Origin of the sequence: Sediminibacterium sp. TEGAF015 (assembly GCF_025997995.1) — a bacterium.
GTDB lineage: Bacteria > Bacteroidota > Bacteroidia > Chitinophagales > Chitinophagaceae > Sediminibacterium.
In genome coordinates this window covers 2,064,232-2,090,149 of record NZ_AP026683.1, presented here as the reverse complement: position 1 = coordinate 2,090,149, position 25,918 = coordinate 2,064,232, and the positions used below count along the sequence as shown (strand labels likewise).

Sequence of the window (25,918 nt, the reverse complement as noted above, 5' to 3'; positions counted from 1 at the left end):
CAAAAACTTTAACAGTTCTTATTGTTAAGACATTCTTTTATCGATTTCGCTGCAAAGATTTGAAAAAATTTCTTCTACGGTACCTTCGCCTGGTATTTTAACCACTTTATCGAACTGTTCGTAGTAATTAGCCACTACGGTTGTTTTGTCTTTGTATTCAACAATTCTTGCTCTGATGACTGTTTCATTGGTATCATCGCTTCTTCCGCTGGTTAATCCACGGTTTAATAAGCGTTTTACCAGTTCTTCTTCAGAAACATCCAATGCAAGGAGAACCCCTATTTCGGTTTGTTTTAGCTTCAAAAGCTTATCCAAAGCCTCACTTTGGGCAGTTGTTCTTGGAAAACCATCAAATAAAAAGCCCTTTGCTTCAGGATTGGCCTCAAGTGCAGAAGAGATCATACCTATAACAACTTCGTCCGGAACCAGCTGGCCCTTGTCCATTAAGTTTTTGGCTTCTAATCCCAATGGGGTTTGTCTGGCAATTTCACTGCGTAGAAGGTCTCCGGTAGATAGGTGTTTCAGGCCATATTTCTGAATCAGTTTCTCACTCTGCGTACCTTTTCCACTTCCGGGAGGACCGAATAAAATAATGTTGAACATGTAAATTCGATGCTTGCTTGAGTTACAAATATACAAAGGGCGTGTTAGAAATCCTTTAACAAATCAGTCAAAATCAGTAAAAATAAAGGGTTTGAACAAGATTTTCGCCGATTTCATGCAACCAAACCAAACCAAAACTGTCTTTGTAGCGTAACTAGTTTGATTAAAAGAATACGCTATGAAGTGGTCAGCATTCATTTTATTGGGATTGTTTAGCCTAACCGCCTGCAATGCTCAAAACAATTCAACCGATAAAGTTGTTAAAGATACTATGACAAAGAAAGAGAACCCTTATTACGCAAAAGGTGAAAAAGGCAAACTGGCTGTAAAAGACAGCGAGTGGAAAAAAATCCTTTCTCCGGAAGTCTATTACATTGCCAGAGAAAAGGGAACAGAGCGTCCCTGGACAAGCAAATTCGAAAATTTCAAAGAAACGGGAACGTATTACTGTGCAGTTTGTGGAAACGGATTGTTCAAAAGCGACACCAAATTTGATAGTGGGTGTGGCTGGCCAAGCTTTTATGAGCCAATTTCGAAGGGATCAATCATCTATTTACCGGATAATACACATGGCATGCAGCGAACTGAAGTTCAATGTGGTCGTTGTAAATCGCACCTGGGTCATGTTTTTGAAGATGGTCCTCCCCCAACTGGTCTTCGTTATTGCATAAATGGAGTAGTGCTTGATTTTGAAAAAGCTGCTGAAGCTGAGAAAAAATACAATGAGAAAAAAGGATAGTGAAATACTGTGAGGGTTGGACAGTGAGACTGAGAATGAAAGGGCCGGATGTATCCGGCCTTTTTTGTGCCTGAATTGTTGCAAAAAATTAAATTGTTGTCTGTTTTTTCCGGTAAAAGTAAAACATCGAATAACCCGTAATCATAACTCCTGCTACCGATAATCCCATTACACTATTCGAAAAGAAATGCACCCAGTTCAATTGCACTTTAAAAATCTCCTTGCTCAGCAAAACACTCACACTTCCTAAGTATCCGAAAGAGTCGGCTACATAAATCAAGAAACCTGCATTGCCGGTAAATTGAAAAGCAGCAATCATGCGTTCAAAGTACACTGCATTAAAAGGTATATAAACCATGTACAATCCCAGTCCTACCAAGGTCATCCACCAAATTGGGGCTATTCCTCCATTGCTGAATAACCAGGTGCTTAATCCCGCAACAATAAAGCCCAGTAGGATAAATACATGCGACAACATAAATGCTTTAAAACTATTTTTGATCAGCACCATGCTGCCAATTAACACCAGTATGACCAATGTAATGGGCGTTTCAGTTTTAGAAAATATGGCGGGTTGATTTAAATAGCCCATTTCCTTCCACATGTCTGCACTGAAATTATCTCTGATATCTCTGAAAATTGTAGCGAATGCATAAATGATAACTGCTGCCACAATACCCGGTAAAAAATGCTGAATAAATTTTTTTCTGTCTGCTGCACACATGGGTGTACGGTTCATGCGCAAGGCAATGTCTTCCTCTGTTGGCGGAGGTATTTGTTCCATCAAATAAATAAATAACAACAAAGGCAGCGCAAAAACCAGCCCAGTCAGAAAAGGAACCCAGAACTCGGATACATGCCATTCAACCATCAGCCAGCCTCCAACTGATTTTACAAAACCAGAAGAAAAAATAAAGCTAACTGCCAGTGCCGCTCCTATAAAATCGGTGGTTTTTCTCCCCTCGATATAAGAAAAAATGACACCCCATAACATACCCAATGGAAACCCGTTCATGAACAGGAATACAATATTGAAAGGAGCAGGAACGAGTGCAAACAGCAACCAGGCCAGCCATGAAATACCAACCAGTGTCAGTACTATTTTATTACGACCCATTCTCTTGAGTTCAGCAATGAATTTGATTCCGTAAAACTTGGCCATTAAATATCCCAGCATCTGGCTTAACACTAACAGGGTTTTATACCCCAACCCCCAGAATGCCATTCCGTCGAAAGTGCAAACAGTAAAGGATTTGCGAAAACCAAAAATCATGGTATAACTTAAAAATGCAACAATGGCAGCGTAGATACCTGTTTTAAAACTGCTGTTGGCAAGGATGGAATTGTTTTTCAATGGCATTCTTTCTACCGATAAATATAAGCCACTCATCCTTAGTTTTTGGCAATTGGGTCTTTATTTCAGAAATTACCGATTCCTAAAACCAAATTCTTTTATGAGAAAATTATTCCTGGCCTTTGTGGGTATTGCAGCAAGTTTTGCTGTGTATGCTCAACAGGTAGATTTATCTAAGCATTTTAAAAATATGAAACCCCGTAATATCGGGCCGGCTGGCATGAGTGGTCGTGTTACGGCCATTGATGCGGTATGGACCAATCCCAATATTATTTTCCTGGGTACTGCCAGTGGCGGTGTATGGAAAACTGAAAATGGGGGAGCTTCCTGGACACCCGTGTTTGATGATCAACCTATCCAGAATATAGGAGCCATTGCGTTGGTGCAATCGAATCCAAGTGTGGTTTGGACAGGAACAGGCGAAGGTAATCCGCGTAACTCTATTAGTTTAGGAGAAGGGATTTATAAAAGTTTAGACGGCGGCAAAACTTGGAAGCGCATGGGCTTAGAAAAGACCCGCAATATTCACCGCATTATTATTGATCCTACCAATCCAGATGTAGTGTATGTAGGTGCTATGGGTAATCCATTTGCAGATCATCCTGAAAGAGGCGTATATAAAACAACCGATGGTGGAGAAACCTGGAAGCAAATTTTATATACCAATCAAAACAGTGGAGTGGGCGATATGGTAATGGATCCCGCTAACCCCAATAAGTTGTTTGTAAATATGTACGAGCACAAGCGCACGCCCTGGAGTTTAAAAGGTGGTGGAAGCGGAAGTGGTTTTTATGTAACCATGGATGGTGGTAAAACTTTTACCAAGTTAGGTAAGGAGCATGGTTTGCCCGAAGGGGATTATGGCCGTATCGGTATCAGCATAGCTCGTACTGATCCCAATCGCGTTTATGCATTAGTAGAAGCCACTAAAAATGGTTTGTATAAATCGGACGATGGGGGTTTTAAATGGGAGTTGGTAAACAGTGATCCAGCTGTAGTAACTAATCGTGCATTTTATTTTCAGGACATCGCGGTAGATACCAAAAATGAAAATAGAATTTACAATATCAATCAAGTGATTAATGTAAGTGAGGATGCAGGTAAAACTTGGAAACCAGTTATTCCTTACAGTGGCATCCATCCAGATCACCATGCTTGGTGGATTCATCCGAACGATGCCAACTTTATTATTGATGGGAATGATGGAGGTATTGGTATTTCAAGAGATAGAGGTAAGACCTGGCAGTTTGATGAAAAATTGCCATTGGGTCAGTATTATCATGTGAATGTAGATAATCAAATTCCTTACAATGTAATGGGTGGTTTGCAAGACAATGGAAGCTGGCATGGACCTGCTTATGTTTGGAGAAGAAGTGGGATTAGAAACGCTTTTTGGCAAGGGGTTAGCGGTGGAGATGGATTTGACGTAATGCCAGACGCCGAAGATCCTAACTGGGTGTACACTATGAGTCAGGGCGGTAATGTATCTCGTTACAATATTGCTACTGGAGAACAGTGGAATATTAGACCTCCAAGGCCTAGTAAAAATATAAGACAGCGTTTTAATTGGAATGCAGCGATTGCGCAAGATCCATTTGATAAAGCAACCATATATTACGGAAGTCAGTTTGTAAACAAGAGCACAAATAAAGGTGCCTCATGGGAACTCATTTCTCCCGATTTAACTACCAATGATTCTGCCAAAATTGATCAAAGTAACAATGGTGGTATCTCTGTAGACATTACAGGTGCAGAAAACCATTGTACTATTTTAACTATTGAACCTTCTCCTAAAGAGCAAGGAGTTATTTGGGTAGGTACCGATGATGGGAATATTCAATTAACCAGAGATGGTGGAAAAACCTGGGCCAATTTTAGAGGGAAATTACCTGGAATGCCTCTAGGAGCTTGGGTTCCACAAATCAAGGCTTCTAAGCATAATGGGGGTGAAGCCTTTGTAGTTGTGAACGATTACAGAAGAGGCGAAATGCGTCCGTTTGTGTACAGAACAACTGATTATGGTAAAACCTGGACACGCATGGTAGACGAGAAAAAAGTAATCGGCTATGCTTTGTGTGTGATTCAGGATCCAGTAGAACCCAATTTGATTTTTGTAGGAACAGAGCAAGGTCTATGGGTAAGCTTAGACAACGGAGTCAATTTTCAGCAGTTTAAAAATGGCTACCCATCCGTTTCTACATATGATATGGCGATTCAGGAAAGAGAAGCCGATTTGGTAATTGCCACTTTTGGTAGAGCATTGTGGATCTTAGATGATATTCGTCCATTGCGAAAAGTTGCAGCCAATAAAGGTCAGGTATTTGCCAAAAAATTAGTGGCGTTTGATGCGCCACAGGCATACCAAGCTAAAATGAAAAATGCTTCTGGTATTGAATATAGCACTTATGGTACTTACGAAGGGGAGAACAAAAGAACCGGCGCTCCTATTAGTTTCTTCGTAAATAAAACGGCTGCAGATACTGGTAAAAACAAAATTTCCGATACCCTTCAAATAGCCATTTACGATGCCAATGGCGTGAATGTAAGAAACCTTAGAACTCGAGTGGATTCTGGCTTCAATAAATATTATTGGGGCATGGAAGGAAGAGGCGCCCGTCAGTCTGGCGGTGGTGGAAGAGGTGGCGGCGGTGGCCGTTTTGGTGGTGCAGGTGGCGGTGGTGCTGAACCAGGTGGACTGCCAGTTGATCCAGGAACGTATAAAGTAGTTATGACTTTAGGAAGAGATTTGAAAGACAGTACAATAGTTGTGGTGAATGATGATCCATACGCACCAACACCTTTATCGGTGAGAAATGCTATCAGAGCAGCGAACGACAGAATGGAAAAATCTACAGCCAAGTTAACGGCATTAAATGATCGCTTAACGGAAGTAGACGATATTATGAAGAAGGTAGAAGCGGGTTATGCAAGCATGGATCGCAAAGCAGCAGACACGATTCGCAAAGCAGCGAAAGTGGTTGCAGATGGATTAAAAGAAATTCGCGAAATGCTGAATGGCAAGCCTCAGTTGAAACAAGGCTATGGCAATATTCCCCAGGAAACGATTAATGGTTTGGTTGGCGAAGCCAGACAGTTAATTATGGGTAAAACTACGATTCCGGGTGAGCAGGAAAATCGTTTGATGGGATATGCTGAAGAAGCGGTGAACACAGTAATACAAAAAGCCAACGCTTTGTTCGAAGGCAGCTGGAAACAGTATCGCGCACTATCCGAAGCGGCTCCGCTTAAATTCTTTAAAGATTATAAGCCGTTGGAATAAACAGCTAAGTACAAATGATTGCATACAATCCCCGCTCTTGAGTAAGTAGCGGGGATTTTGATTTTCATAGTAATATTTACGATTGTTATTCAGAAAATTCTTCATGTCTTGGGCAACGGTAATTGAGTCAGCGGGCTCTGTGTTTAAACTTCGAGCTTTTAAAAGCCCGAATTAACTAAACTAAACACTAAAACTGCTAATCATGAAAAAGCTAATCACCCTTTCTGTAATGGTTGCAATGGTGGCCATTGCCTGTTCGAAATCAGGCTCTTCTACGTCAAACTCTACTTCAGGTACAGGGGGCACAACCGTTAATTGCGCTAATATTGACAGCCGATTTACGGCAGTGGTATTTCCGATTATACAAAATAGTTGTGGTGCAGTGGGTTGCCACAATACAGGCAGCACGAATGGTCCGGGCGCACTAACCAATTACAATGAAATTAAAGCTGCTGCAACACAAATCAAGAGCTCTGTGGAATCGGGCACTATGCCGAAAAACGGGGCACTCACAACCGCCCAAAAAAATGCCATTTCTTGTTGGGTGAGTTCGGGTGCTTTGAACAATTAATGCTATTTCCAGATACTGTCAAATCCTGTATATCCTTTTAAGATAAAAGAGAATTTTGCGCCATTGTTGTCTATAAACTTTCCCTTCTTTGTATAGATGGCAATGGCGCCCCCAAAACCAGTGGTAGAACTGTATTGAAAAGGAGGTCTGAATACTTTTATCATGGCAATGTCTCGAGGAAACACCATAGATTGTTCGCCAGGCATCACTTCAAATTCGTCAATAAAAATGGTACAAATTTCTTCTCTCCATTTAAATACTTCATTGTTGGCAGAGTCTATGGCCACGGTTAGGCCTGGTACTTTTTGTTGCAGAAACCAGGCTAGCGATTGAGATCGAACCAGCTCGTCGCTTTCCAATCCATCAAAAACAAATGCATTGTCGTTTTTAAATAAACCACTGGTATAATCCTCTTCGTATTGTTGTAATTTGGTTTTTGCTTTGGTATACACCGTAACATTGGGCAAGCCTTCTGTGATGAGTTCTGGGTCGTCTAATGAAAGCGTATAGTCAAATTTTTTCTCTACAAATTCTCCTGGTTTACCTACGGTAAAAAATGCTGTTTGCGTTTCAACGGGCTCAAATACAGAATCCACGGGCGTTTTCAACAAAATAGCCAGGTAATTTTTTTTTGGTTTTTGAATAGGAGAAAAATAAAAGGAAGCCGTGTCTTGAAACAACATGGGCTTCATAGTAAAATAACCTTTCGCATCCACTTTAACCCGATCTACCATCATTTGCTTTGTACTAGTCCGCATCATGTAATTGATAACGGTGTCTTTTTTATCTCGCTCAATTACTTGCCCTTGAATTCTATAAAATCCAGATTGCACCAAACAGCTAATAGCATAATTGCCACTGGGAATGGTCTCATTTATTTTTAAAGCTGCATTCACTTCTCCTTCAATCATTGGAAAGCGAAACTTCCAGCGTTGTTTGGTAACCAGATGATCAATCCAGATATGTGCGGTTGCCGATTTTAGTTTTTTGTCTAAATAGTTAGGGCTTACAATTTGAATTTCTAGAGAGTCTCCTTGCAAATAGCTTTGCTTAGATAAATTAATTTTTAATGTATTCTCTTGTGCATTCAAATTGTTGAATAACCCTAAGGACAGTATAAATAGTAATATTCTTGCATGCTTATACATAGCCTTAAAGTTACTTTCAAATGCGTACCTTGCACAAAATTTTTGTATGAGCAAGCTGAGTCATCTGGCAGAAACACTGATTGGTAGTGAAATTGTAAAATTGGGTAACGCCATTAATGAAAGAATCCGCAATGGAGAAACGATTTATAATTTCACCATTGGTGATTTCAATCCCAGCGAATTCCCTATTCCAGTTGAATTAGAGCAACTCATCATAGAAGCTTACCAGCAAAAAAAGACCAGTTACCCAGCGGCAGAGGGAATCCTTGATTTAAGAAAGTCTATCAGTCAGTTTATTCAGGATTGGGAAGGGCTGCATTTTACGCCTGCAGAAATTCAGGTAGCATCCGGTGGTCGTCCGTTGATTTATGCATTGTTTAAAGTAATAGTAGATAAAGGGGACAAAGTAGTATATGGTGTTCCTTCCTGGAATAATAACCACTATGTGCATTTAACGGAAGGCCAACATTGCGAAGTGAGCTGTTTGCCTGAGAATGATTTCATGCCAACTGTTGAAGATTTGAAGCCTCATATTAAAGGCGCCAGCTTAATTTGTTTGTGTACCCCACAAAACCCAACTGGCACTACTTTAGGCAAGCATGCACTGGCAGAAATCTGCGAATTAATCTTGGAAGAGAATGCCAGACGTGGACCTGAAGAGAAAAAGCTCTACCTGATGTTCGATCAGATGTACTGGACACTAACGTATGGAGATACCGTTCATTACAATCCACTTACCTTGAATCCGGCGATGAAACCCTATACCATTTTCATTGATGGTATTTCCAAAGTGTTTTCTGCAACGGGTGTTAGAGTAGGTTGGGCATTGGGTCCGGAAAATGTAATTGCTAAAATGAAGGCAATCTTAAGTCATTTAGGTGCATGGGCACCTATGGCTGAGCAGCATGCAGTTGCCAAATACCTTCCAATGAAAGAAGCGATAAGCACTTACTTAACGCATTTTAAATCTGAAATTGCATTCCGTTTACAAAATATCTATGAAGGAATTATTGCCTTAAAGCAAAAGGGCTTTAAAGTAGACGCTATTGCACCACAAGCTGCTATCTATTTAACCATACAGATTGATTTGGTGGGAAGCAAAACGGCTGATGGTACAGTATTGGCTACCCAGTCTGATGTAACCCAGTATATTTTGAGTGAAGCCAAAATTGCCATCGTTCCATTCTCTGCATTTGGAGCCGGAGCCAATAGTAGCTGGTATCGTTTGAGTGTGGGCACTTGCAGAAAGCAAGATATACCTACCGTACTTGCTCAATTAGGTGCCGCGCTGGAAAAGCTTTCTTAGAAGCTTAGTTTTTATTACAAATAAATAGGAAAGGTTTATTTGGCTTGTCCTGTAATATTTGTTTCACTAAATGCGTTTTGGTGATGATTTTATGTCTGTTGATGTCGATGATTTCGTTGGCTACACAAAATGCTCCCCAGTTTTCTACCGGGCCCAGTACTTTGTTCAATCCCGCTACAATAGCTGCAGTTTGCTCTGCAGATAAATAAGCTTGATTGGTAAGAACCAACAAATCTCTGCTCATGATTTACGAATTAGTGTTTTGGGCAAGCACAAAAAGTAGATTTGTTCGATTTTTGAAAAATCCCACAAGACGTAGTCGCCAACATCATAACTAACAGTAAAAATATCATTTGGTTTGTTCTGCTTTTCATATGTTCAACTAAAATAATAAAATCATTTTACATTATTAATCATGGCCAACTTGCGTAATCAATTTAACATTTCCACCGTACTGATTGCACCTTTAGACTGGGGTTTAGGACACGCAACCCGTTGTATACCGATTATTAAAGCCTTTCAGCAGTTGAATTGCAAAGTTTTGGTAGCTGCCGAAGGACACCAGGCCGCACTCTTGTTGAAAGAATTTCCCCATTTAACCATTCTTCCCTTAACGGGTTACCGGGTTCATTATGCCAAGTCCAGACTACTACTTTTGTTTAAGCTGCTTTTACAAATGCCCCGGATTTATAAAACCATCAAGAGAGAGGAAGCATGGGTACAATCCATTGCGAAAGAATACAATATAGATTTGATCATTTCAGATAACCGATATGGCGTACATCATCCAACTATCCCCTCTATTTTTATAACGCATCAGCTCATTATTAAAGCACCCTATCGCTGGGTGCAAAATATCATTCAATGGGTAAATTATTTATTCATTAAAAAGTTTAGCGCTTGCTGGGTACCCGATATGGCAGCAGCACCTGGATTGGCAGGCGAACTTTCTCACCCCGCTAAACTACCTCCTATTCCTGTCCACTATATGAAACTGCTCACCCGTTTTCATCGGGTAACCTGTCCTACCAAATATAGTTTTGCTGCTGTTTTATCTGGTCCTGAACCACAGCGCACCATGTTGGAAAGAAAAATATTAAAAGACCTGGAAACCTTTACCAAGCCCGTATTGCTTGTGAGGGGACTGCCAGCAGAAACTGCAGGTATAGAAGTGCCTTCGCATGTAACTGTCTTTAATCACCTTGATACGATAGAATTGGCTAACGAATTACAACAAGCCGATTATATTATCAGCAGAGGGGGCTATACTTCATTAATGGAGTTGATTTCCATTGATAAAAAATTAATTGTTGTTCCTACGCCGGGTCAAACAGAACAAGAATACCTGAGTCGTTTATTAATGCAAAACAAAAGACTGTTACGCATTGATCAGTCTGAGTTTAATTTGCAGGATGCTTATACACAAGCACAATCATTTACATTTAGCAAAATGAATATTGATCCGTTCGACTTGGAACAACTGCGTACATTATTGCTACATTTGTCAAAATGAGCAAACCCTACAAAGCTTTTTCAGCAGCATTAGGAGCCAACCTGATTTTTGGAAGTAGTTATACGGCAGTGAAATACATTACACCGCAGTATATTCATCCCTTTGCATTGAATTTTGTACGGGTAGCCGTTACGCTTACTTTATTCTGGATTTTGTTTCTCTTTAAACCAGGGAAAGTAAAATTTGATAAAAAAGATCTTCCTCGATTTGCTATTTGTGCACTAACAGGAATCGTGATTAATCAACTCTTTTTTATCAAAGGTGTTTCACTTACAACCGTGATACATAGTTCTCTGTTATCGTTGGGCTCACCCATTTTCATTACCATCATCGCTGCTTTTTTATTGAAAGAAAAATTTACCCTTTTGAAGGGGCTGGGTTTGGCCTGTGGGATTGGAGGCGCCAGTATATTGGTGCTGATGAAAGACCATACGGGAGCCGTTGCAAGTAATATGGTATTGGGCGATATCCTGGTTTTGATTAATGCTATTTCTTATGCGTTCTACCTGGTTTTGGTAAGACCACTAATGGCAAAATATTCTGGCATACAGGTGTTGCGATGGATTTTTACCATTGGCGCATTCGGAATACTACCCATTGGATTTCCGTATATGCTGGAAGCCTCCTGGTCTAATTTTGACATCAGTCATTGGCTGGTATTGGGCTATGTGGCTGTTTTTGCCACTTTTGTAGCGTATTTATTAACGGTAAAAAGCATTGCCCTGATTGGATCTTCGGCCACCGGTGCATTCATCTATACACAACCCGTTTTTGCCGCCATATTTGCCATGATTTTTGCAGGGGAATTTTTCACCGTGTATAAATTAATTGCAGCTGTTTTAATTTTTACTGGGGTTTACCTGGTTAACAAGAAGCCCACTGTTACAAGCGCTTAGGCCAATCAGCAAACCAAAATTCTTTTTTTGCTTTTGAAAAGTCTTTCCAGGAATCCGTATTGATTTTAATAGCAAATACACAACAAGTGGGCATATCATCTATGCGGGCCTCAGACAGCTGGTTTACAAAATCGGTAATGCCAGGGTTGTGGGCAAAAATGGCAGCCGTTGTAATGGTATCGGGAATTTGCAGGATGGCTTTTACAAATCTTTCAGGGGGCGCATGATAAAGGAACTCATGCTTTATTATGTCTTTTTCTGCTATTGAATTTTCAATTGCAAAAAATCTTGCTGTTGTAATGGCCCGCAAGGCAGTACTGGTAATGATTCCATTGATGCTTACCCCTCTTTGAATGAGTCTCTGTGCCATCATGGGCGCATCTTTTTGTCCTCGCTCATTCAGGGGCCTATCAAAATCATCCTGCCCAGGATTGGCCCAGCTGCTTTTGGCGTGTCTTACCAGTAATAATTCTTTCATGCCGAAAAGTTACTCCATTTCAATTGTACATTTGCGTGTGGCCATCACCAAATTAACCATAGAAGAATTTATACCGCTCTGCAAACAGTTCCCTGTATTTGATGTAAGAAGCGAGGGTGAATTTGCACATGCTCATATTCCGGGTGCCCATAGTTTGCCCTTATTCAATAATGAGGAAAGGAAAATAGTAGGCACGGCCTATAAACAGGAAAGCAAACAAAAAGCCATCAAAATTGGGCTTAAATATTTTGGTACCAAAATGGTTAAGATGGTGGAAGCAGTAGAAAAAATTACTGCTGATTCGGAGAGTAAAACCGTATTGGTCCATTGTTGGAGAGGGGGGATGAGAAGTGCTGGCGTGGCTTGGCTCTTAGATCTGTATGGATTTAAAGTATACACTTTAGTTGGAGGGTACAAAGTTTACCGGAACTGGGTTTTGCGACAATTTGTAAAAGACTTTCCCATTCAAATCGTTGGTGGGTATACGGGTTCAGGTAAAACAGAAGTTCTGCAGGAGCTACAGCGCAGAGGAGCAGCCATCATTGATCTGGAGGGATTGGCGCATCACAAAGGTTCGGCATTTGGCAACCTCGGACAACCACCACAACCTAGCCAGGAAATGTTTGAAAATCGATTGGCAGAAGCTTTACAGGAGCAGTCTTTTAAGGTTACGGCATCAAATCCTTTTATTTGGATGGAAGACGAAAGCCAACGGATTGGGGATGTAAATATTCCCACGGTTTTATTTAAGCAAATGCGCAATAAGAAAGTTTGCTTCTTAGAAATTCCTTTTGAAGAAAGGTTGCAATATATTATTGAGGGCTATGGAAAATTCAGCAAGGAATTTTTGGTAAATGCGGTTATCAGAATTAAGAAGCGATTGGGAGGATTAGAAACCAAAACAGCCATCAACTGTTTAATAGAAGATGATATTGCTGGTTGCTTTTCCATTTTGTTGAAATACTATGATAAGGGGTATCATGCAGGATCACTCAGAAGGGAAAATCCACAGGAATTGATTCACAAAATTGAATGCCCCAAAGTAGATCCTGTGGGCAATGCTATTCGACTACTACAGGTCGTGTAGATTCAGGTAGATAATTATTGATTGAAAGTTTAATTAGTTCAGCCATTTGTAAATGGTAAGTCCGCTCATAATGGTCATGGCCGTAACCACCATCCAGCCTGTGATGGTTAACCAGAGCGGATGCTGGTAATTGTTGACCAATCTTTTTTTATAAGCAGCCAATAAAATAATGGCCAATGCAATCGGGAGGATTAATCCATTTAATGCACCAACGGTTACCAGTATTTTTACGGGGTTGCCAATAAACAAATAAATCGTGGTACTGAAAATGATAAAAGCACTAATGATTGCTTTCTCATTTTTTTCTAGCCATGGGTGAAAAGTTTTAATAAAGGAAACAGATGTATATGCCGCGCCCACCACAGAAGTAATAGCCGCAGACCACATCACTACTCCGAAAAACCGATAACCGATATTGCCTGCTGCCTGTTGAAATACAGATGCTGCAGGGTTTTGCGCATCAATGGGAAGTCCCATGAACATTACCCCTAACACACACAGGAATAAAAGGAAGCGCATGACAGAGGTAATTAAAATACCGGATACGGCACTTCTGTTTACTGAAGGTAGTTGTGCTTCCCCTTTAATACCAGCATCCAGCAAACGATGACCGCCTGCAAAACTGATATACCCGCCTACGGTTCCACCTACCAATGTAACAATGGCGGTAGCCGATAAATTTTCCGGAATCAAGGTTCTGTGTAAGGCAGCTCCCATAGGTGGGCTTGCTTTCCACACAATATAACAAGTCAGCCCAATCATTAGCAAACCCAATACTTTGGTAAAACCATCAATGGCTTTGCCCGCTTCCTTGTACCAGAATATAATTAACGCTACAATACAACTGATCACACAGCCATATGCGGGATCAAGGCCTGTCATTACCTCCAGTCCCAATCCACTTCCACCAATATTTCCAATATTAAATGCAAGCCCCCCAACCACAACTAATGTACTCAACAAATACCCCATACCTGGTAATAACTCGTTGGCAATAATTTGCGCTCTTTTTTCCGTCACAGCAATCACTCTCCAGATATTCATCTGGGCGCCTATATCCAGCAAAACAGAAATCAAAATCACGAAGCCAAAACTGGCAGCAAGGGATTGAGTAAACACCGCAGTCTGTGTAAGAAATCCAGGACCAATAGCAGAAGTAGCCATTAAAAAAGCGGCGCCCAATATGGCTGACCGCGCAGAACTTTTGTGGGTGGTCTGTTTTACATTTTGCATTTTACTAGTTAATGGTTCAGTCAATTTTATTACTGTATCACTTTGTTAAGTAGTTCTGATCAAAATATCATTTTCTTTCATGGCTTTACAAATAGCTTTAGCAAATGAAAGCGCATGATCTCCGTCGCCATGAATACAAATGGTTTCCGCTTTAATCGGAACAAGTGTACCATCAGTAGCCCATACGTTTTGTTGGGTAATCATTTGTAATACTTGTTGCAAAGAAGCTTCAGTTGAATGCAATAATGCTTTAGGGTCTGTTCTGGGTGTCAGCATTCCCTCGGGCGTATAAGTACGGTCCGCAAAAACTTCCGATGCGGTTGTTAATCCAAGGGCTTCTGCCTCTGAAATTAAAAAGCTATTACTAAGTCCATACAATATCAAAGAAGGATTGATCTCTTTTATTACACCAGCAATAATATAACTCATAGTAGTATCACGGGCGGCCATATTGTACATAGCCCCGTGTGGTTTTACATGATGCAGTATGGCGCCCATCTCTGTACAAATATTTTGCACCAGCTCAATTTGTTCTGCTACTAGGTCATATAATTCGCAATCTGAAAGCACCATTTCTGTTCTGCCAAAATTAGCCCGGTCGTTAAATCCCGGATGTGCTCCAATGGCCACTTTGTTTTTTATACAATTTTCTATGGTCCGCTTGATGGTATCAGTATCGCCTGCATGAAATCCGCAGGCAATATTGGCGCTGCTGATAAAAGGCATCAGCAAGGTATCGTTGGGAAACCCTTCCCCTAAATCACAATTAATATCGATGGTAAGCATGCAGTTGTAAGGTACAGGCATTCTTTAATTGCTGCAAATATTGTAGTTGTTGTTTATTTATTTTTTCAGCTGTTTCCATATTTACAGGAACCATTTGAATGGTTGTTCCGGGCGCTTGTTGCACCAAACTGGGGATGTCTGCCTGTATGATATGACCTATTCTTGGGTACCCCCCTGTTGTTTGATGATCGGCCAGTAAAACAATGCATTGGCCGCTGGGTAAGAGTTGCAGGGTTCCATTGGTAACACCGGAAGAAATGATTTCCATTGGTTTTTTTAAACGCAGCAAGGGTCCTTTAAACCGATAGCCCATCCGGTCACTATCCGCATGAATCGTAAACTGGGCGTTTGTCATGAATTGCTGAGAAGCCTGATTCAATAAACTAAATTCTCTGCCAGGTAAATACCGGATTCTTTCAACCTGATATAACCCTTTCGTATCTGCTATCCAGGGTAAGATCTGAAGCTCTTCTGTTTCATTTGGAAAAGGGCTTGAAGTTTTAAATGCAATCAAATCTCCCTTCTTTAGATTTCTTCCGTCGAGCCCGCCCGCTATCACGCGTGTATTGGTGCTAAAGCTGTTCAGCCATTCGTTCAGTGCCAATCCTCCTTGAATGGCCAGATACCCTATATGCCCTTTTGTTTTTTTGCTAAAGCGAAGTGTTGCATTGGCTGGTACATAAATGGGCTGATGAATTGGAACAGGAGTGTTATCAATCGTGGCACCAAAATCTGCTCCACTCAATGCAATAAATGCAGCCTGTTTAAATTGAAATGCTGGTGCAGGATAAAAAAATTCAAACAGGGCTTCTTCAGAACTGTTCTGAATTAACAAATTGGCTATTTGCATGGCAACTTTATCCATTGCTCCGCCAGGATTGATACCAAGGTGCTGAAATCCTTTTCTGCCCCCATCCTGAATGGTACAGAATAATCCGGCTTTTACAATTTCGATGCTCATGTGTTTTCATTTTTTAAATCATGAAATGCATCTAATGATATGGGTTCAAATTTTACCCGGTCACCTGGTTTAAAAAAACAAGGATCTTCCTTACTGATATCAAATAATGATATTGGTGTTTTCCCAATTAATTGCCATCCACCCGGGGCATCCAGCGGATAAATACCGGTTTGTTCTCCAGCAATACCCACGCTTCCTGCAGCCACTAATTTTCTAGGCGTTTCTTTTCTAGGTAATCTGATTTTTTTATCTACTGAAGCCATATAAGCAAAGCCAGGTAAGAATCCCAGCATATAAACCTTATAGGTTCTACTGGAATGTATTAGAATGAATTCTTCTACAGAGCAGTTTGTAAATTCTGCTGCAAATTCCAGATCCGGCGCTATTGAGGGATCATAACAGACGGGAACAATAAGTGGTGCTGTTTCTTCCAGCGGAGTTGCCTCCAACCCATTCACAGAATTGATTTGCTGACTTAACCAAGTTGTAGGAGAAAGTCCTCTTGATTGTTGTTGAATGATGGCCGCATCGTATACAAGGGTAAGGCTACTATAAGCAGGAATTATATCGGTAACGCCTACTATCGGATTTTTTTGCCAATAACGAAAAGCTCGCATGACTTTTTGGTTCGCCGCTTCATTGATGGTACTAGACCATTCAATGGTAAGAGCCTGGTCTCCCAATTCATATATCTGTATCGCAGAACTTCTCACTGTTTAAAGGTACTTATTTTAAGTCGCGACGTTCATGGATTTGATTTTAATTTAATCGGCATCTTCTATATCTTTCCAATCAACAAAAAAATGTATGAAAAAAATATTGTCAATGTTTACACTTGCAGCCATAATGGCTGGTCAGGTGCAGGCGCAATCCAATCCTAAGTGGTTGCGTTATTCCAGTATTTCTCCGGATGGCAAAACCGTTGTGTTTACCTATAAAGGAGATTTATACACGGTGCCCGTAACGGGCGGAAATGCTACTGCATTAACCCTGCACGAAGCACACGATTATATGCCTGTTTGGAGCAAAGATGGAAAGACCATTGCATTTGCCAGTGACCGTTATGGCAACTTTGATATTTTCACCATTCCGGTAAGCGGAGGAGAAGCCAAGCGAATTACATTTCATTCTGCAGCAGAATATCCCTATGATTTTTCATCGGATAATCAACGAATTATTTTTGGATCTGCCCGAATGGATTTGGCAAGCAATAGACAGTTCCCCACTGGGTCTATGCCTGAACTCTATAGTGTAAGTGTAAATGGTGGCAGACCTGTTCAATTGTTAACCACACCCGCAGAAGATGTAAAATTCAGTAAGGATGGTAGCAAAATGATTTATCACGATAAGAAGGGAGGAGAGAATGCCTGGAGAAAACACCATACTTCTTCTATTACCCGTGATATCTGGATCTATGATGCCAAGGCCGAAAAGCATACTAAACTCACCAGCTTTAACGGAGAAGACCGCAATCCGGTTTTTGCCAATGGCGAAAAAGAACTGATTTATTTAAGCGAAGAAAGCGGCAGTTTCAATGTACATAAAATGCCGGTAGCGGGTGGAAAATCTGAAAAACTGACTTCTTTTAAAAAGCATCCGGTGCGTTATTTAAGCAGTGCTAATGATGGAACCCTTTGTTTTAGTTACGATGGAGAATTGTACACCCTGAAAGCAGGTGCCAATCCGCAAAAAATATCCATCAACATTTTAGCAGATGCCAGAAAGAACGATGAGCAAGTGATGCGTGTTACTAGCGGAAGCAATATTGTAGTATCTCCCAATGGAAAAGAAGTCGCATTCTTGTATAGAGGCGATGTGTTTGTAACTAGTGTGGAAGGAGGTGTAACCAAGAGAATCACCGCAACGCCTACGCAGGAATTAGGAATTGGGTTTTCACCGGATGGGAAATCTATTATTTATACAGCCGAACGCAATGGTAAATGGAGCATTTTTGAAAGCAGTAAGGTAAGAGCAGATGAGCCTTATTTTTATGCAGCCACTTTAATTAAAGAAACGCCTGTATTGGACAATGCCAACGATAATACACAGCCCTTGTATTCTCCTGACGGCAAGGAAATTGCATTTGTAGAAAATAGAAACAATGTGCGCATTTACAATATTGCTACTAAACAAAGCAGAACGGTGTTGGGCTCTGATCAAATTTTTGCCTGGACAGAAAACGACCAATACTTTCAATGGAGTCCAGACAGTAAGTGGTTGTTGTTTGACTATGCAGTGGTAGGAAGTGCAGTGAGTGAAGTGGGTTTAGCCAGTGTAGACGGCAAGAAAATCATGAATATTACAGAGAGTGGATTCAATGACTATCGTCCAAAATGGGTAATGGGTGGTAAAGCCATGTTATGGCAAAGTAATCGAGATGGATTAAGGGGTGCCGCTATGAGTGGAGGCGCACAAAGCGATGCCTATTTGATGTTCTTTACACAGGCTGCCATGGATCGATTTAAATTGACCAAAGAAGAATTAACGCTGGTAAAAGAAATGGAAGAGCAAAAAGCCAAAGCAGATACCAGTAAGAAAAAAACAGCTGCAGTAGAAGCCGTTGAAATAGAGTGGGAGGGATTAACACAGCGCAGGGTTAGGGCCACTATTCATTCTTCAGGAATGGGTGATGCCTTAGTAAGCAAGGACGGTGAAACATTGTATTATCTAGCTCGTTTTGAAAGAGGCATGAATTTGTGGACCACCAACTTAAGAACCAAAGAAACCAAAATGTTGGTGCCCTTGAATGCCAATGGAGCGAGTATGGTATGGGATAAAGATCAGAAGAATATTTTCATTAGCAGCGATGGAAGTATAACCAAGTTAGATGTGGCTAGTAGCAAACAAGACAGAGTAGGCATTAACGGTGAGATGCTGGTGAATATGCGCGAAGAACGTGAAGCTATGTTTGAACATGTGTGGCGCAGAACCAAGAAAACTTTTTATAACAAAACCTTCCATGGCATTAACTGGGATAGTTATAAAGCCGATTATGAAAAATACCTTCCTTTCATTGGCAATAACTATGAATTCAGTGAAATGCTAAGTGAATTGTTGGGTGAATTGAATGTGAGCCATAGTGGAGCTTCATTTAGCAACTTTAATTCTAACGGCGATGCAACCGCTTCTTTGGGTGCGTTTTATGATGCATCGTACACTGGTAATGGCGTTAAAATTGAAGAAGTGATTGTAGGAGGTCCATTGGATAGAGCGGGATTGAATGTGAAAGCGGGCGCCATCATTGAAATGATTGATGGAGAAATGGTGACAGCTGATAAAGATCTGGCGCAATACCTGAATAGAAAATCCGGTAAAACCGTATTACTTTCTTTAATTGAAAATGGCGTTAAAAGAGAAATCACGGTAAAAGCTATCAGCACTGGAGAAGAGAATGGCCTCTTGTACAAGCGTTGGGTAAAAAGAAATGCAGATGAAGTAGAGCGGTTGAGTGGAGGTGCTTTGGGTTATGTGCATATTCCTGGCATGAGTGATGGTACCTTTAGATCTACTTATGAAGACATCATGGGTAAACATTTCTTAAAGAAAGGTGTAGTGGTAGATACCCGTAATAATGGTGGTGGCGACTTAGTTGCCGACTTAGCTGTTTTCTTGAGCGGCAAGCAATTCATGAATTATACCAATGATGTAAGAAGCAACGGCTATGAACCCAATTTCCGTTGGACCAAGCCCAGTATTTCATTGGCGAATGAAGCTAACTACAGTGATGGACATTGCTATGCATTCATGGTGCAAGAATTAAACGTAAATAAGTTAGTGGGCACACAAGTGCCAGGTACTTGTTCTTTCGCAGCCTGGGAAAGCTTGATGGATTCAGGTATCCGATGGGGTGCACCCACTGTGGGGGTAAAAACCAATGCAGGTAAGTATTTAGAAAATGCTGCCACCGATCCAGACTTCTTGGTTTACAATGAATATGAAGTAGTGAAGAAAGGAGTAGACCAGCAATTAGAAGTAGCAGTGAAAGAATTGATGAAGACGATTAAGTAAGTAATTGTGTTTACTTAGTTTAGTAATTTTTATTTATATAAAACTTGTACAGAAAAAAGGCCTCGAAATTTTCGAGGCCTTTTTAAATTATATAATACAGCAAGCTTGTATTTAAATTTTGAAATCTTACTGTCTTAAGTTTTACGTGTTATCTCTGCCCCCAAACTTTGTAAGCGTTGATCAATAAACTGATAGCCGCGGTCTATCTGTTCAATATTCTGAATGGTGCTTTTACCTTCTGCGCTAAGTGCTGCTATCAAGAGTGCCTGTCCGGCTCTTATATCGGGGCTGCTCATGGTAATACCTCTTAAGGTATTTCTTCTGCCGAGTCCAATTACGGTGGCTCTGTGAGGATCACACAAAATAATCTGTGCGCCCATATCAATCAGTTTGTCGGTAAAGAACAAACGGCTCTCAAACATTTTCTGGTGGATTAAAACCGATCCGATAGCTTGCGTTGCTACTACCAGTACAATGCTTAATAAGTCGGGTGTAAAACCAGGCCAAGGATGATCGGAAATAGTTAAAATCCCACCATCCATAAAAGTTTGGATGGTGTATGATTCCTGAGAAGGAATGTAAATATCATCTCCTTGTATATCAAACTGAATACCTAATTGCTGAAATTTTTCCGGAATAATGCCTAAGTGTTGTACTCCTGCATTCTTAATAGTGATTTCACTTTTGGTCATGGCAGCTAATCCAATAAAACTGCCTATTTCAATCATGTCCGGAAGTAATCGGTGTTCTGTGCCACCCAGCGTTTCTACTCCCTCAATAACCAATAGATTACTACCGATACCACTGATTTTTGCACCCATTCGGTTGAGCATGCTGCACAACTGTTGCAAGTAGGGTTCACAGGCTGCGTTGTAAATAGTGGTTTTGCCTTCTGCTAAAACAGCGGCCATCACTATATTGGCGGTTCCTGTTACAGAAGGTTCGTCCAATAACATATAGCAACCTTTTAGGGCAGTTGTGCTTAAAGTGAAACAACCAATGTTTTCGTCATACGCATAATGGGCGCCTAATTTTTGAAAACCGATGATATGGGTATCTAATCTTCTTCTTCCAATTTTATCTCCACCGGGTTTGGGCAGGTAGGCTTTCTTAAAACGGGCTAATAAGGGCCCCGCCAGCATTACACTCCCTCTGAGTCTGCCACTTTTTTTTCTGAAATCTTCTGATGCCAGGTAGTCTACCTGTATATCATTGGCTTGAAACTGATAAGTGTCTTGATTGATACGGGAAACTACAACCCCCATTTCCTGCAATAACTCAATGAGTAAATTCACATCGAGTATATCGGGAATATTGGAAATAGTTACAGTCTCTTTGGTTAATACAACCGCAGATAGAATTTGCAATGCTTCGTTTTTAGCGCCTTGCGGAAGAATGCTGCCTTTTAACTGCTTGCCACCTATTACTTCAAAACTACTCATGGAATATTAATAGCGTTTCTTGAATCCACCACCCTGATTGCGATTGCCGCCACCCTGGTTTCTTGAATCGTTGCGCTGACCGCCGCCCTGGTTGCGATTGCCACTTCCGCCTTGGTTTCTTGAATCGTTGCGCTGTCCGCCGCCACCTTGGTTTCTGTTTCTTCCGCCAAAGTTTTGCTTCCATCTGCCACCGCTTCTGGCTGGATAATCATCGCGTTCAAAAGGCTGATTGCGGTGCTTGATATAAGGTGTATTGCTGAATTCTAATTGTCCACCAGTAATTTGATCCAGCTCGGAACGGATAGCATCATCGTGAACCAGTTCTTTGTGCCAGTTACTATAAGACAACTTCATATAATAAGCAATGGCGTTGGCAAATCCTGCTTTTTTCTCCGGATCTTCTTCTTTCAAAGCCTTGTCTATCACTACTTCCAGGTTCTTGCCCAAATGTGCGTATCTAGGATTGCGCTTTGGATAAGGCAATGGATCGGGTTTTAGCTTATAGGTTTCTTTTTGTGGTATGGGATAGGGGCTGTCTACATCCAGCGTAAAATTGCTGATGAAGAATAAATGATCCCATAATTTATGTCTGAAGTCTTCTACATTCTTCAGGTGTGGGTTTAAAAATCCCATGAGCTCAATAACAGCTTGTGTCTGTTTTTGTCTTTTCTCTCTGTCTTCAATTGTGAGGAGGTAGTCCACCATCTTCTGTACGTGTCTTCCGTACTCCTTCATTCCCAGGAGTTTCCTGGAGGTATTGTATTCCATGTAAAATTGCTTGATGCAGCAACAAATATAAGTTTTTATCTTCGCACCATGGAATCTCTCTTGCAACAAATAAAAGAATACAAGGCAGCTATAGCTGCATTTGCCGCGAATAATGCTGACGATGTTGAACAGTTTCGTATCAAATGGTTGGGCACCAAGGGTTTGGTAAAAGCCATCATGGGCGAAATGCGTAATGTTCCCAACGAACAAAAAAAGGAATTTGGCCAGATTTTGAATGAATTTAAAGTTTTTACTGAAGCACGTTTTCAGGAGTTGCAAGATCAGTTTGCAGGAGCAGTAACTGCTTCTGTTTCCAATTCGCAGGACTTTTCTTTGCCAGGCGATCCGGTTACAGTAGGTAGCAGACACCCATTAACACTGGTAAGAAATGAAATGGTGTCCATATTCAAAAGACTGGGATTCTCTGTTGCAGAAGGCCCTGAGATTGAGGACGACTGGCACAATTTCGGTGCAATGAATTTACCGGAAGACCATCCTGCCCGTGATATGCAGGATACTTTTTATATTAAAAAACCAGAAGATGGGAATGGCCCTACCTGGTTGTTAAGAACCCATACCAGTAGTGTGCAAGCGAGGGTGATGGAAAATCAAAAGCCACCAATACGCGTAATTTGTCCGGGACGTGTGTATCGAAATGAAACAGTAAGTGCCCGTGCCCATTGCTTTTTTCATCAAGTTGAGGGATTATATATTGACGAGAACGTAAGCTTTGCCGATTTAAAACAAACCCTCTATTTCTTTGTACAAGAGATGTTTGGCAAAGACGTAAAAGTCCGTTTCAGACCCAGCTATTTCCCTTTCACAGAGCCTAGTGCAGAAATGGATATCAGCTGTTTAATTTGTGAAGGCAAGGGTTGTAATATTTGTAAGCACACTGGATGGGTAGAGATTTTAGGTAGTGGCATGGTGCATCCTAAAGTGTTGGAAAACTTTGGCATTGATGCTAACAAATACACTGGGTTTGCCTTTGGTATGGGCGTTGAAAGAATCACACAGTTAAAGTACCAGGTGAACGATTTGCGTTTGTATTCTCAAAACGATATTCGCTTCTTGAAACAATTTACCGGTGTTGTTTAATGTTTTAGTCAGTTTATTGCTGAGATGCTGAAAATTTAGAAGGCTTCTTGATAATATTAGGGTTTAGTTAAATGAATTGTTATATTCAATTTCTAACCTACTGATATTCATGCTTGCTATTCTAGTATTCTTCTTTGCCCATTGGTTTGGCTCCTTATTTTTTCATTCATTTTTTCTGCACCGTTTTGCTTCTCATAAAATGTATGAGTTGTCTAAAAACTGGGAGCGTTTTTTTTATCTCAGTACCTGGTTTGTGCAAGGTTCTTCGTTTTTAGTGCCAAGAGCATATGGGGTGATGCATCGTATGCATCACGCGTACAGTGATACCGAAGAAGATCCGCATTCACCTCATTTTTTTAAAGATGTCTATCAAATGATGCGGAGTACTATTCTCATTTTCAGAAGCTTTTTAACTGGTAAAAGATTACCGGATCCACAATTCACGAAAGACTATTTACCGGTTTGGGATCGATTGGATAAGTTTGGACACCATCCACTAACCAGATTGGTTTTTATGGCGGCGTATACCAGTTTTTATATTGCATTTGCACCCAATGCCTGGTGGTTTTTATTGTTGCCCATTCATTTTCTGATGGGGCCAATTCAAGGCGCTCTTGTAAACTGGTGCGGACACAAATATGGCTATAGTAATTTTGACAATGGAGATCATTCTAAAAACAGTTCACCCTGGGGGATTTTATTAATGGGGGAACTTTTCCAGAACAATCATCACTATGCAAAGGACGATGCCAATTTTGCCAAAAAATGGTTTGAGTTTGATCTCACTTTTTTAATTATGCGGGGTTTTCATGCAGTTGGAATTATCCAATTAAACCCGATTCATTTGCCTCCAGTAAAAGATAGTATAACCGCATCTGAACCCGGATTAACCACAACCCACTAAATTGCATGCATGAGCACGGTGCATTCAACAAGGGGAGTGGTTTTGCGAACGATTAAATATGGCGATTCCAGTATCATCACTTCTATTTACACAGAATTGTTTGGGATACAACAATACCTGGTAAAAGGTGTGCGCCAAAGCAGCAAAACATCTGCAGGCAAAGCCAGTTATTTTAATCCGGCAGCCATTCTGGAATTGCAGGTATACCACAACGAACTAAAGCAATTGCAATTCATTAAAGAGTTTCGCTGGGCATATTTATATGAGTCGGTACTGTTTAATGTGGTTAAGAATACAGTAGCCATCTATGTAATGGAATTGTTGCAACATAGCCTAAAACAACCCGAAGCCAATCCGGAACTCTACTATTTAATTGAAGACACACTTAAACAACTTGATCGTGGAAATCCAACGCTGACGGGCAATCTACCACTATACTTTACTTTGCATTTAGCGGCAGAGTTAGGGTTTCAATTACAAGGAAATTATTCTTCGGAAACCCCGGTTTTAGATTTGCAGGAAGGTGTTTTTGTTTCGCAAACACCTTTGCATCCTTATTATTTAGCTGGTCAACTGGCAGAAATTACTTCAATGATAGCAGGCCTGAATTTTTATAATGAGCTGGAAAATATTTCATTGAATAAAAACATTCGCCGACAATTGCTCGAAGCTTATCAGCAATACCTAGCTTTGCATATTGCGGGCTTTGGTCAAATGAAAAGCTTTGCTATTTTACAAGAAGTGTTGGCTTAAAATCGTTTATGTCTTTTAAGAATAAATTATCTCTTTTCATTGTTTTCTTTACAACTTTATTGATTGTTATTCATCAATGGATTCATGTTATTCCGGATGTGGTACAATGGATTTTTTTGGGTTCCATTCTTATACTTGTGGGCATTCCGCATGGCGCTTTGGATCATCTAGTGGATCAGAAAATTCAAGAATCCAATCACGCTAATTTCTCGCATTGGAAATTTCATTTGAAATACCTGTTTACCATTGCATTGTATATTTTCATTTGGAAACTTTTTCCCGTGATTTCTTTTGTTTTCTTCTTATTAATTTCAGCTTTTCATTTTGGTGAGACGGATTTGTCTATACCTAGCAAATCGATCAAGTTGCTATTGCTCCAAGTTGTATATGGTATTCTTTTATTACTCATTTTCTTATTTGTTTACAAAGACAATGCAACCCTTTTTGCAAAGGACATTACTTCGTTTGCTCCCTTTATTGCTTTTGTGATTAAATCAATTCAAAGTCCCTATTTTATTGCGGTTTGGATTTTGTTTCTAGTTGTTTTTTTGATTGTCTATTGTATTTGGATACCTGATAAAGAAAGCGCTCTTTTTATTGTTTTGGCCAGGCTATGTTTCATTTATATGATGTCTCGCTTGCTCCCTTTCCCCATCAGTTTTGCTATTTATTTTGGACTATGGCATTCGGTCATTTCTCTCGCTAGCATTAAATCTTTTATGAAGGAAGACGGCGGAGTAGCAATGACTTGGATTCAATTGTTTCAGAAAGCAGCACCGCTGGCGCTGGTTTCTATTTTAGGATTAGTATTGCTTGCTTTTATATTTGTACAATATTATCATATTGAATATTACCTGTTAAGCCTATTTGTAGGAGTATCTGTTTTAACACTGCCTCATCAGCATGTCATGAGTAATATGTATGCGTTGATGCGTAAGAAATAGTTAGGAAATTAGTAGTACATGTAATAGTTGAGTGAAACAAAGTTTT

Annotated in this window: 23 protein-coding genes; 12 read left to right on the top strand and 11 right to left on the bottom strand. The window is 40.5% G+C overall.

Annotation, left to right across the window (positions count from 1 at the left end):
- Nucleotides 1-24: 24 nt before the first annotated feature.
- Complete coding sequence (locus TEGAF0_RS09490; RefSeq protein WP_264897936.1) at nucleotides 25-603, bottom strand: adenylate kinase; 579 nt, start codon at nucleotides 601-603, stop codon at nucleotides 25-27.
- Between the two features lie 178 nt (nucleotides 604-781).
- Here TEGAF0_RS09490 and msrB point away from each other — a divergent pair, with 178 nt between their 5' ends.
- Complete coding sequence (gene msrB / locus TEGAF0_RS09485) at nucleotides 782-1,342, top strand: peptide-methionine (R)-S-oxide reductase MsrB (RefSeq protein ID WP_264897935.1); 561 nt, start codon at nucleotides 782-784, stop codon at nucleotides 1,340-1,342.
- 88 nt (nucleotides 1,343-1,430) lie between these two features.
- Here msrB and TEGAF0_RS09480 read toward each other — a convergent pair whose 3' ends face one another.
- Nucleotides 1,431-2,732, bottom strand: a complete 1,302-nt coding sequence (locus TEGAF0_RS09480) for a DUF5690 family protein (RefSeq protein WP_264897934.1) — start codon at nucleotides 2,730-2,732, stop codon at nucleotides 1,431-1,433.
- Between the two features lie 64 nt (nucleotides 2,733-2,796).
- On the opposite strand from TEGAF0_RS09480, the gene TEGAF0_RS09475 reads away from it, so the two are divergent.
- Together TEGAF0_RS09475 and TEGAF0_RS09470 are read left to right on the top strand one after the other, a co-directional pair.
- Nucleotides 2,797-5,976 carry a VPS10 domain-containing protein gene (locus TEGAF0_RS09475; protein ID WP_264897933.1) on the top strand — a complete coding sequence of 1,060 codons (3,180 nt, stop codon included), beginning with the start codon at nucleotides 2,797-2,799 and terminating at the stop codon, nucleotides 5,974-5,976.
- 202 nt (nucleotides 5,977-6,178) lie between these two features.
- On the top strand, nucleotides 6,179-6,547 hold the full coding sequence (locus TEGAF0_RS09470; protein ID WP_264897932.1) for a hypothetical protein: 369 nt from the start codon (nucleotides 6,179-6,181) through the stop codon (nucleotides 6,545-6,547).
- 2 nt (nucleotides 6,548-6,549) lie between these two features.
- On the opposite strand, the gene TEGAF0_RS09465 is transcribed toward TEGAF0_RS09470, so the two are convergent.
- The gene (locus TEGAF0_RS09465) at nucleotides 6,550-7,695 is read right to left on the bottom strand and encodes a hypothetical protein (protein WP_264897931.1); all 1,146 of its coding nucleotides are present in this window, start codon (nucleotides 7,693-7,695) and stop codon (nucleotides 6,550-6,552) included.
- 46 nt (nucleotides 7,696-7,741) lie between these two features.
- On the opposite strand from TEGAF0_RS09465, the gene TEGAF0_RS09460 reads away from it, so the two are divergent.
- Entirely contained in the window at nucleotides 7,742-9,001 is a 1,260-nt protein-coding gene (locus TEGAF0_RS09460; protein WP_264897930.1) for a pyridoxal phosphate-dependent aminotransferase, read from the top strand.
- 4 nt (nucleotides 9,002-9,005) lie between these two features.
- On the opposite strand, the gene TEGAF0_RS09455 is transcribed toward TEGAF0_RS09460, so the two are convergent.
- Nucleotides 9,006-9,245 carry a hypothetical protein gene (locus tag TEGAF0_RS09455; protein WP_264897929.1) on the bottom strand — a complete coding sequence of 80 codons (240 nt, stop codon included), beginning with the start codon at nucleotides 9,243-9,245 and terminating at the stop codon, nucleotides 9,006-9,008.
- Nucleotides 9,246-9,416: 171 nt separating this feature from the next.
- Here TEGAF0_RS09455 and TEGAF0_RS09450 point away from each other — a divergent pair, with 171 nt between their 5' ends.
- Together TEGAF0_RS09450 and TEGAF0_RS09445 are read left to right on the top strand one after the other, a co-directional pair.
- Entirely contained in the window at nucleotides 9,417-10,514 is a 1,098-nt protein-coding gene (locus TEGAF0_RS09450) for a glycosyltransferase (protein ID WP_264897928.1), read from the top strand.
- Entirely contained in the window at nucleotides 10,511-11,410 is a 900-nt protein-coding gene (locus TEGAF0_RS09445; RefSeq protein ID WP_264897927.1) for a DMT family transporter, read from the top strand. The genes TEGAF0_RS09450 and TEGAF0_RS09445 overlap by 4 nt, the downstream gene beginning before the upstream one ends.
- Here TEGAF0_RS09445 and TEGAF0_RS09440 read toward each other — a convergent pair.
- Nucleotides 11,397-11,888 (bottom strand): SixA phosphatase family protein, encoded by a 492-nt coding sequence (locus TEGAF0_RS09440; RefSeq protein WP_264897926.1) that lies wholly within the window; start codon nucleotides 11,886-11,888, stop codon nucleotides 11,397-11,399. The two genes, TEGAF0_RS09445 and TEGAF0_RS09440, sit on opposite strands and share 14 nt — an antisense overlap.
- Here TEGAF0_RS09440 and mnmH point away from each other — a divergent pair.
- On the top strand, nucleotides 11,887-12,975 hold the full coding sequence (mnmH, locus tag TEGAF0_RS09435; protein ID WP_264897925.1) for a tRNA 2-selenouridine(34) synthase MnmH: 1,089 nt from the start codon (nucleotides 11,887-11,889) through the stop codon (nucleotides 12,973-12,975). The genes TEGAF0_RS09440 and mnmH overlap by 2 nt on opposite strands.
- A 33-nt stretch (nucleotides 12,976-13,008) precedes the next feature.
- On the opposite strand, the gene TEGAF0_RS09430 is transcribed toward mnmH, so the two are convergent.
- The 4 genes from TEGAF0_RS09430 to pxpB are packed head-to-tail and all read right to left on the bottom strand — an operon-like array spanning nucleotide 13,009 to nucleotide 16,668.
- Nucleotides 13,009-14,208 carry an NRAMP family divalent metal transporter gene (locus TEGAF0_RS09430; protein WP_264897924.1) on the bottom strand — a complete coding sequence of 400 codons (1,200 nt, stop codon included), beginning with the start codon at nucleotides 14,206-14,208 and terminating at the stop codon, nucleotides 13,009-13,011.
- Between the two features lie 45 nt (nucleotides 14,209-14,253).
- Complete coding sequence (locus tag TEGAF0_RS09425; protein WP_264897923.1) at nucleotides 14,254-15,015, bottom strand: 5-oxoprolinase subunit PxpA; 762 nt, start codon at nucleotides 15,013-15,015, stop codon at nucleotides 14,254-14,256.
- The gene (locus TEGAF0_RS09420) at nucleotides 14,975-15,955 is read right to left on the bottom strand and encodes a 5-oxoprolinase subunit C family protein (RefSeq protein WP_264897922.1); all 981 of its coding nucleotides are present in this window, start codon (nucleotides 15,953-15,955) and stop codon (nucleotides 14,975-14,977) included. The genes TEGAF0_RS09425 and TEGAF0_RS09420 overlap by 41 nt, the downstream gene beginning before the upstream one ends.
- A complete protein-coding gene (gene pxpB / locus TEGAF0_RS09415) occupies nucleotides 15,952-16,668 on the bottom strand; it encodes a 5-oxoprolinase subunit PxpB (RefSeq protein WP_264897921.1) in 717 nt (238 codons plus the stop codon). Before pxpB ends, TEGAF0_RS09420 begins: the two co-directional genes overlap by 4 nt.
- 94 nt (nucleotides 16,669-16,762) lie before the next feature.
- Between pxpB and TEGAF0_RS09410 the strand changes: the two genes are divergently transcribed.
- Nucleotides 16,763-19,963 carry a S41 family peptidase gene (locus TEGAF0_RS09410; RefSeq protein ID WP_264897920.1) on the top strand — a complete coding sequence of 1,067 codons (3,201 nt, stop codon included), beginning with the start codon at nucleotides 16,763-16,765 and terminating at the stop codon, nucleotides 19,961-19,963.
- A gap of 134 nt (nucleotides 19,964-20,097) precedes the next feature.
- On the opposite strand, the gene murA is transcribed toward TEGAF0_RS09410, so the two are convergent.
- Together murA and TEGAF0_RS09400 are read right to left on the bottom strand one after the other, a co-directional pair.
- Nucleotides 20,098-21,405, bottom strand: coding sequence for a UDP-N-acetylglucosamine 1-carboxyvinyltransferase (gene murA, locus TEGAF0_RS09405; RefSeq protein ID WP_264897919.1), 1,308 nt, complete (start codon nucleotides 21,403-21,405; stop codon nucleotides 20,098-20,100).
- 6 nt (nucleotides 21,406-21,411) lie between these two features.
- A complete protein-coding gene (locus TEGAF0_RS09400; RefSeq protein WP_264897918.1) occupies nucleotides 21,412-22,173 on the bottom strand; it encodes a DUF4290 domain-containing protein in 762 nt (253 codons plus the stop codon).
- Nucleotides 22,174-22,221: 48 nt separating this feature from the next.
- Here TEGAF0_RS09400 and pheS point away from each other — a divergent pair, with 48 nt between their 5' ends.
- From pheS to TEGAF0_RS09380, 4 genes are all read left to right on the top strand, one after another.
- Nucleotides 22,222-23,271: a phenylalanine--tRNA ligase subunit alpha gene (pheS, locus tag TEGAF0_RS09395; RefSeq protein WP_264897917.1), complete on the top strand. Its 1,050-nt coding sequence runs from the start codon at nucleotides 22,222-22,224 to the stop codon at nucleotides 23,269-23,271.
- 109 nt (nucleotides 23,272-23,380) lie between these two features.
- Nucleotides 23,381-24,175 (top strand): acyl-CoA desaturase, encoded by a 795-nt coding sequence (locus TEGAF0_RS09390; protein ID WP_264897916.1) that lies wholly within the window; start codon nucleotides 23,381-23,383, stop codon nucleotides 24,173-24,175.
- 9 nt (nucleotides 24,176-24,184) lie between these two features.
- Nucleotides 24,185-24,928, top strand: coding sequence for a DNA repair protein RecO (recO, locus tag TEGAF0_RS09385; RefSeq protein ID WP_264897915.1), 744 nt, complete (start codon nucleotides 24,185-24,187; stop codon nucleotides 24,926-24,928).
- A gap of 8 nt (nucleotides 24,929-24,936) precedes the next feature.
- Nucleotides 24,937-25,872: a Brp/Blh family beta-carotene 15,15'-dioxygenase gene (locus TEGAF0_RS09380; protein WP_264897914.1), complete on the top strand. Its 936-nt coding sequence runs from the start codon at nucleotides 24,937-24,939 to the stop codon at nucleotides 25,870-25,872.
- The last annotated feature ends 46 nt before the right edge of the window (nucleotides 25,873-25,918 follow it).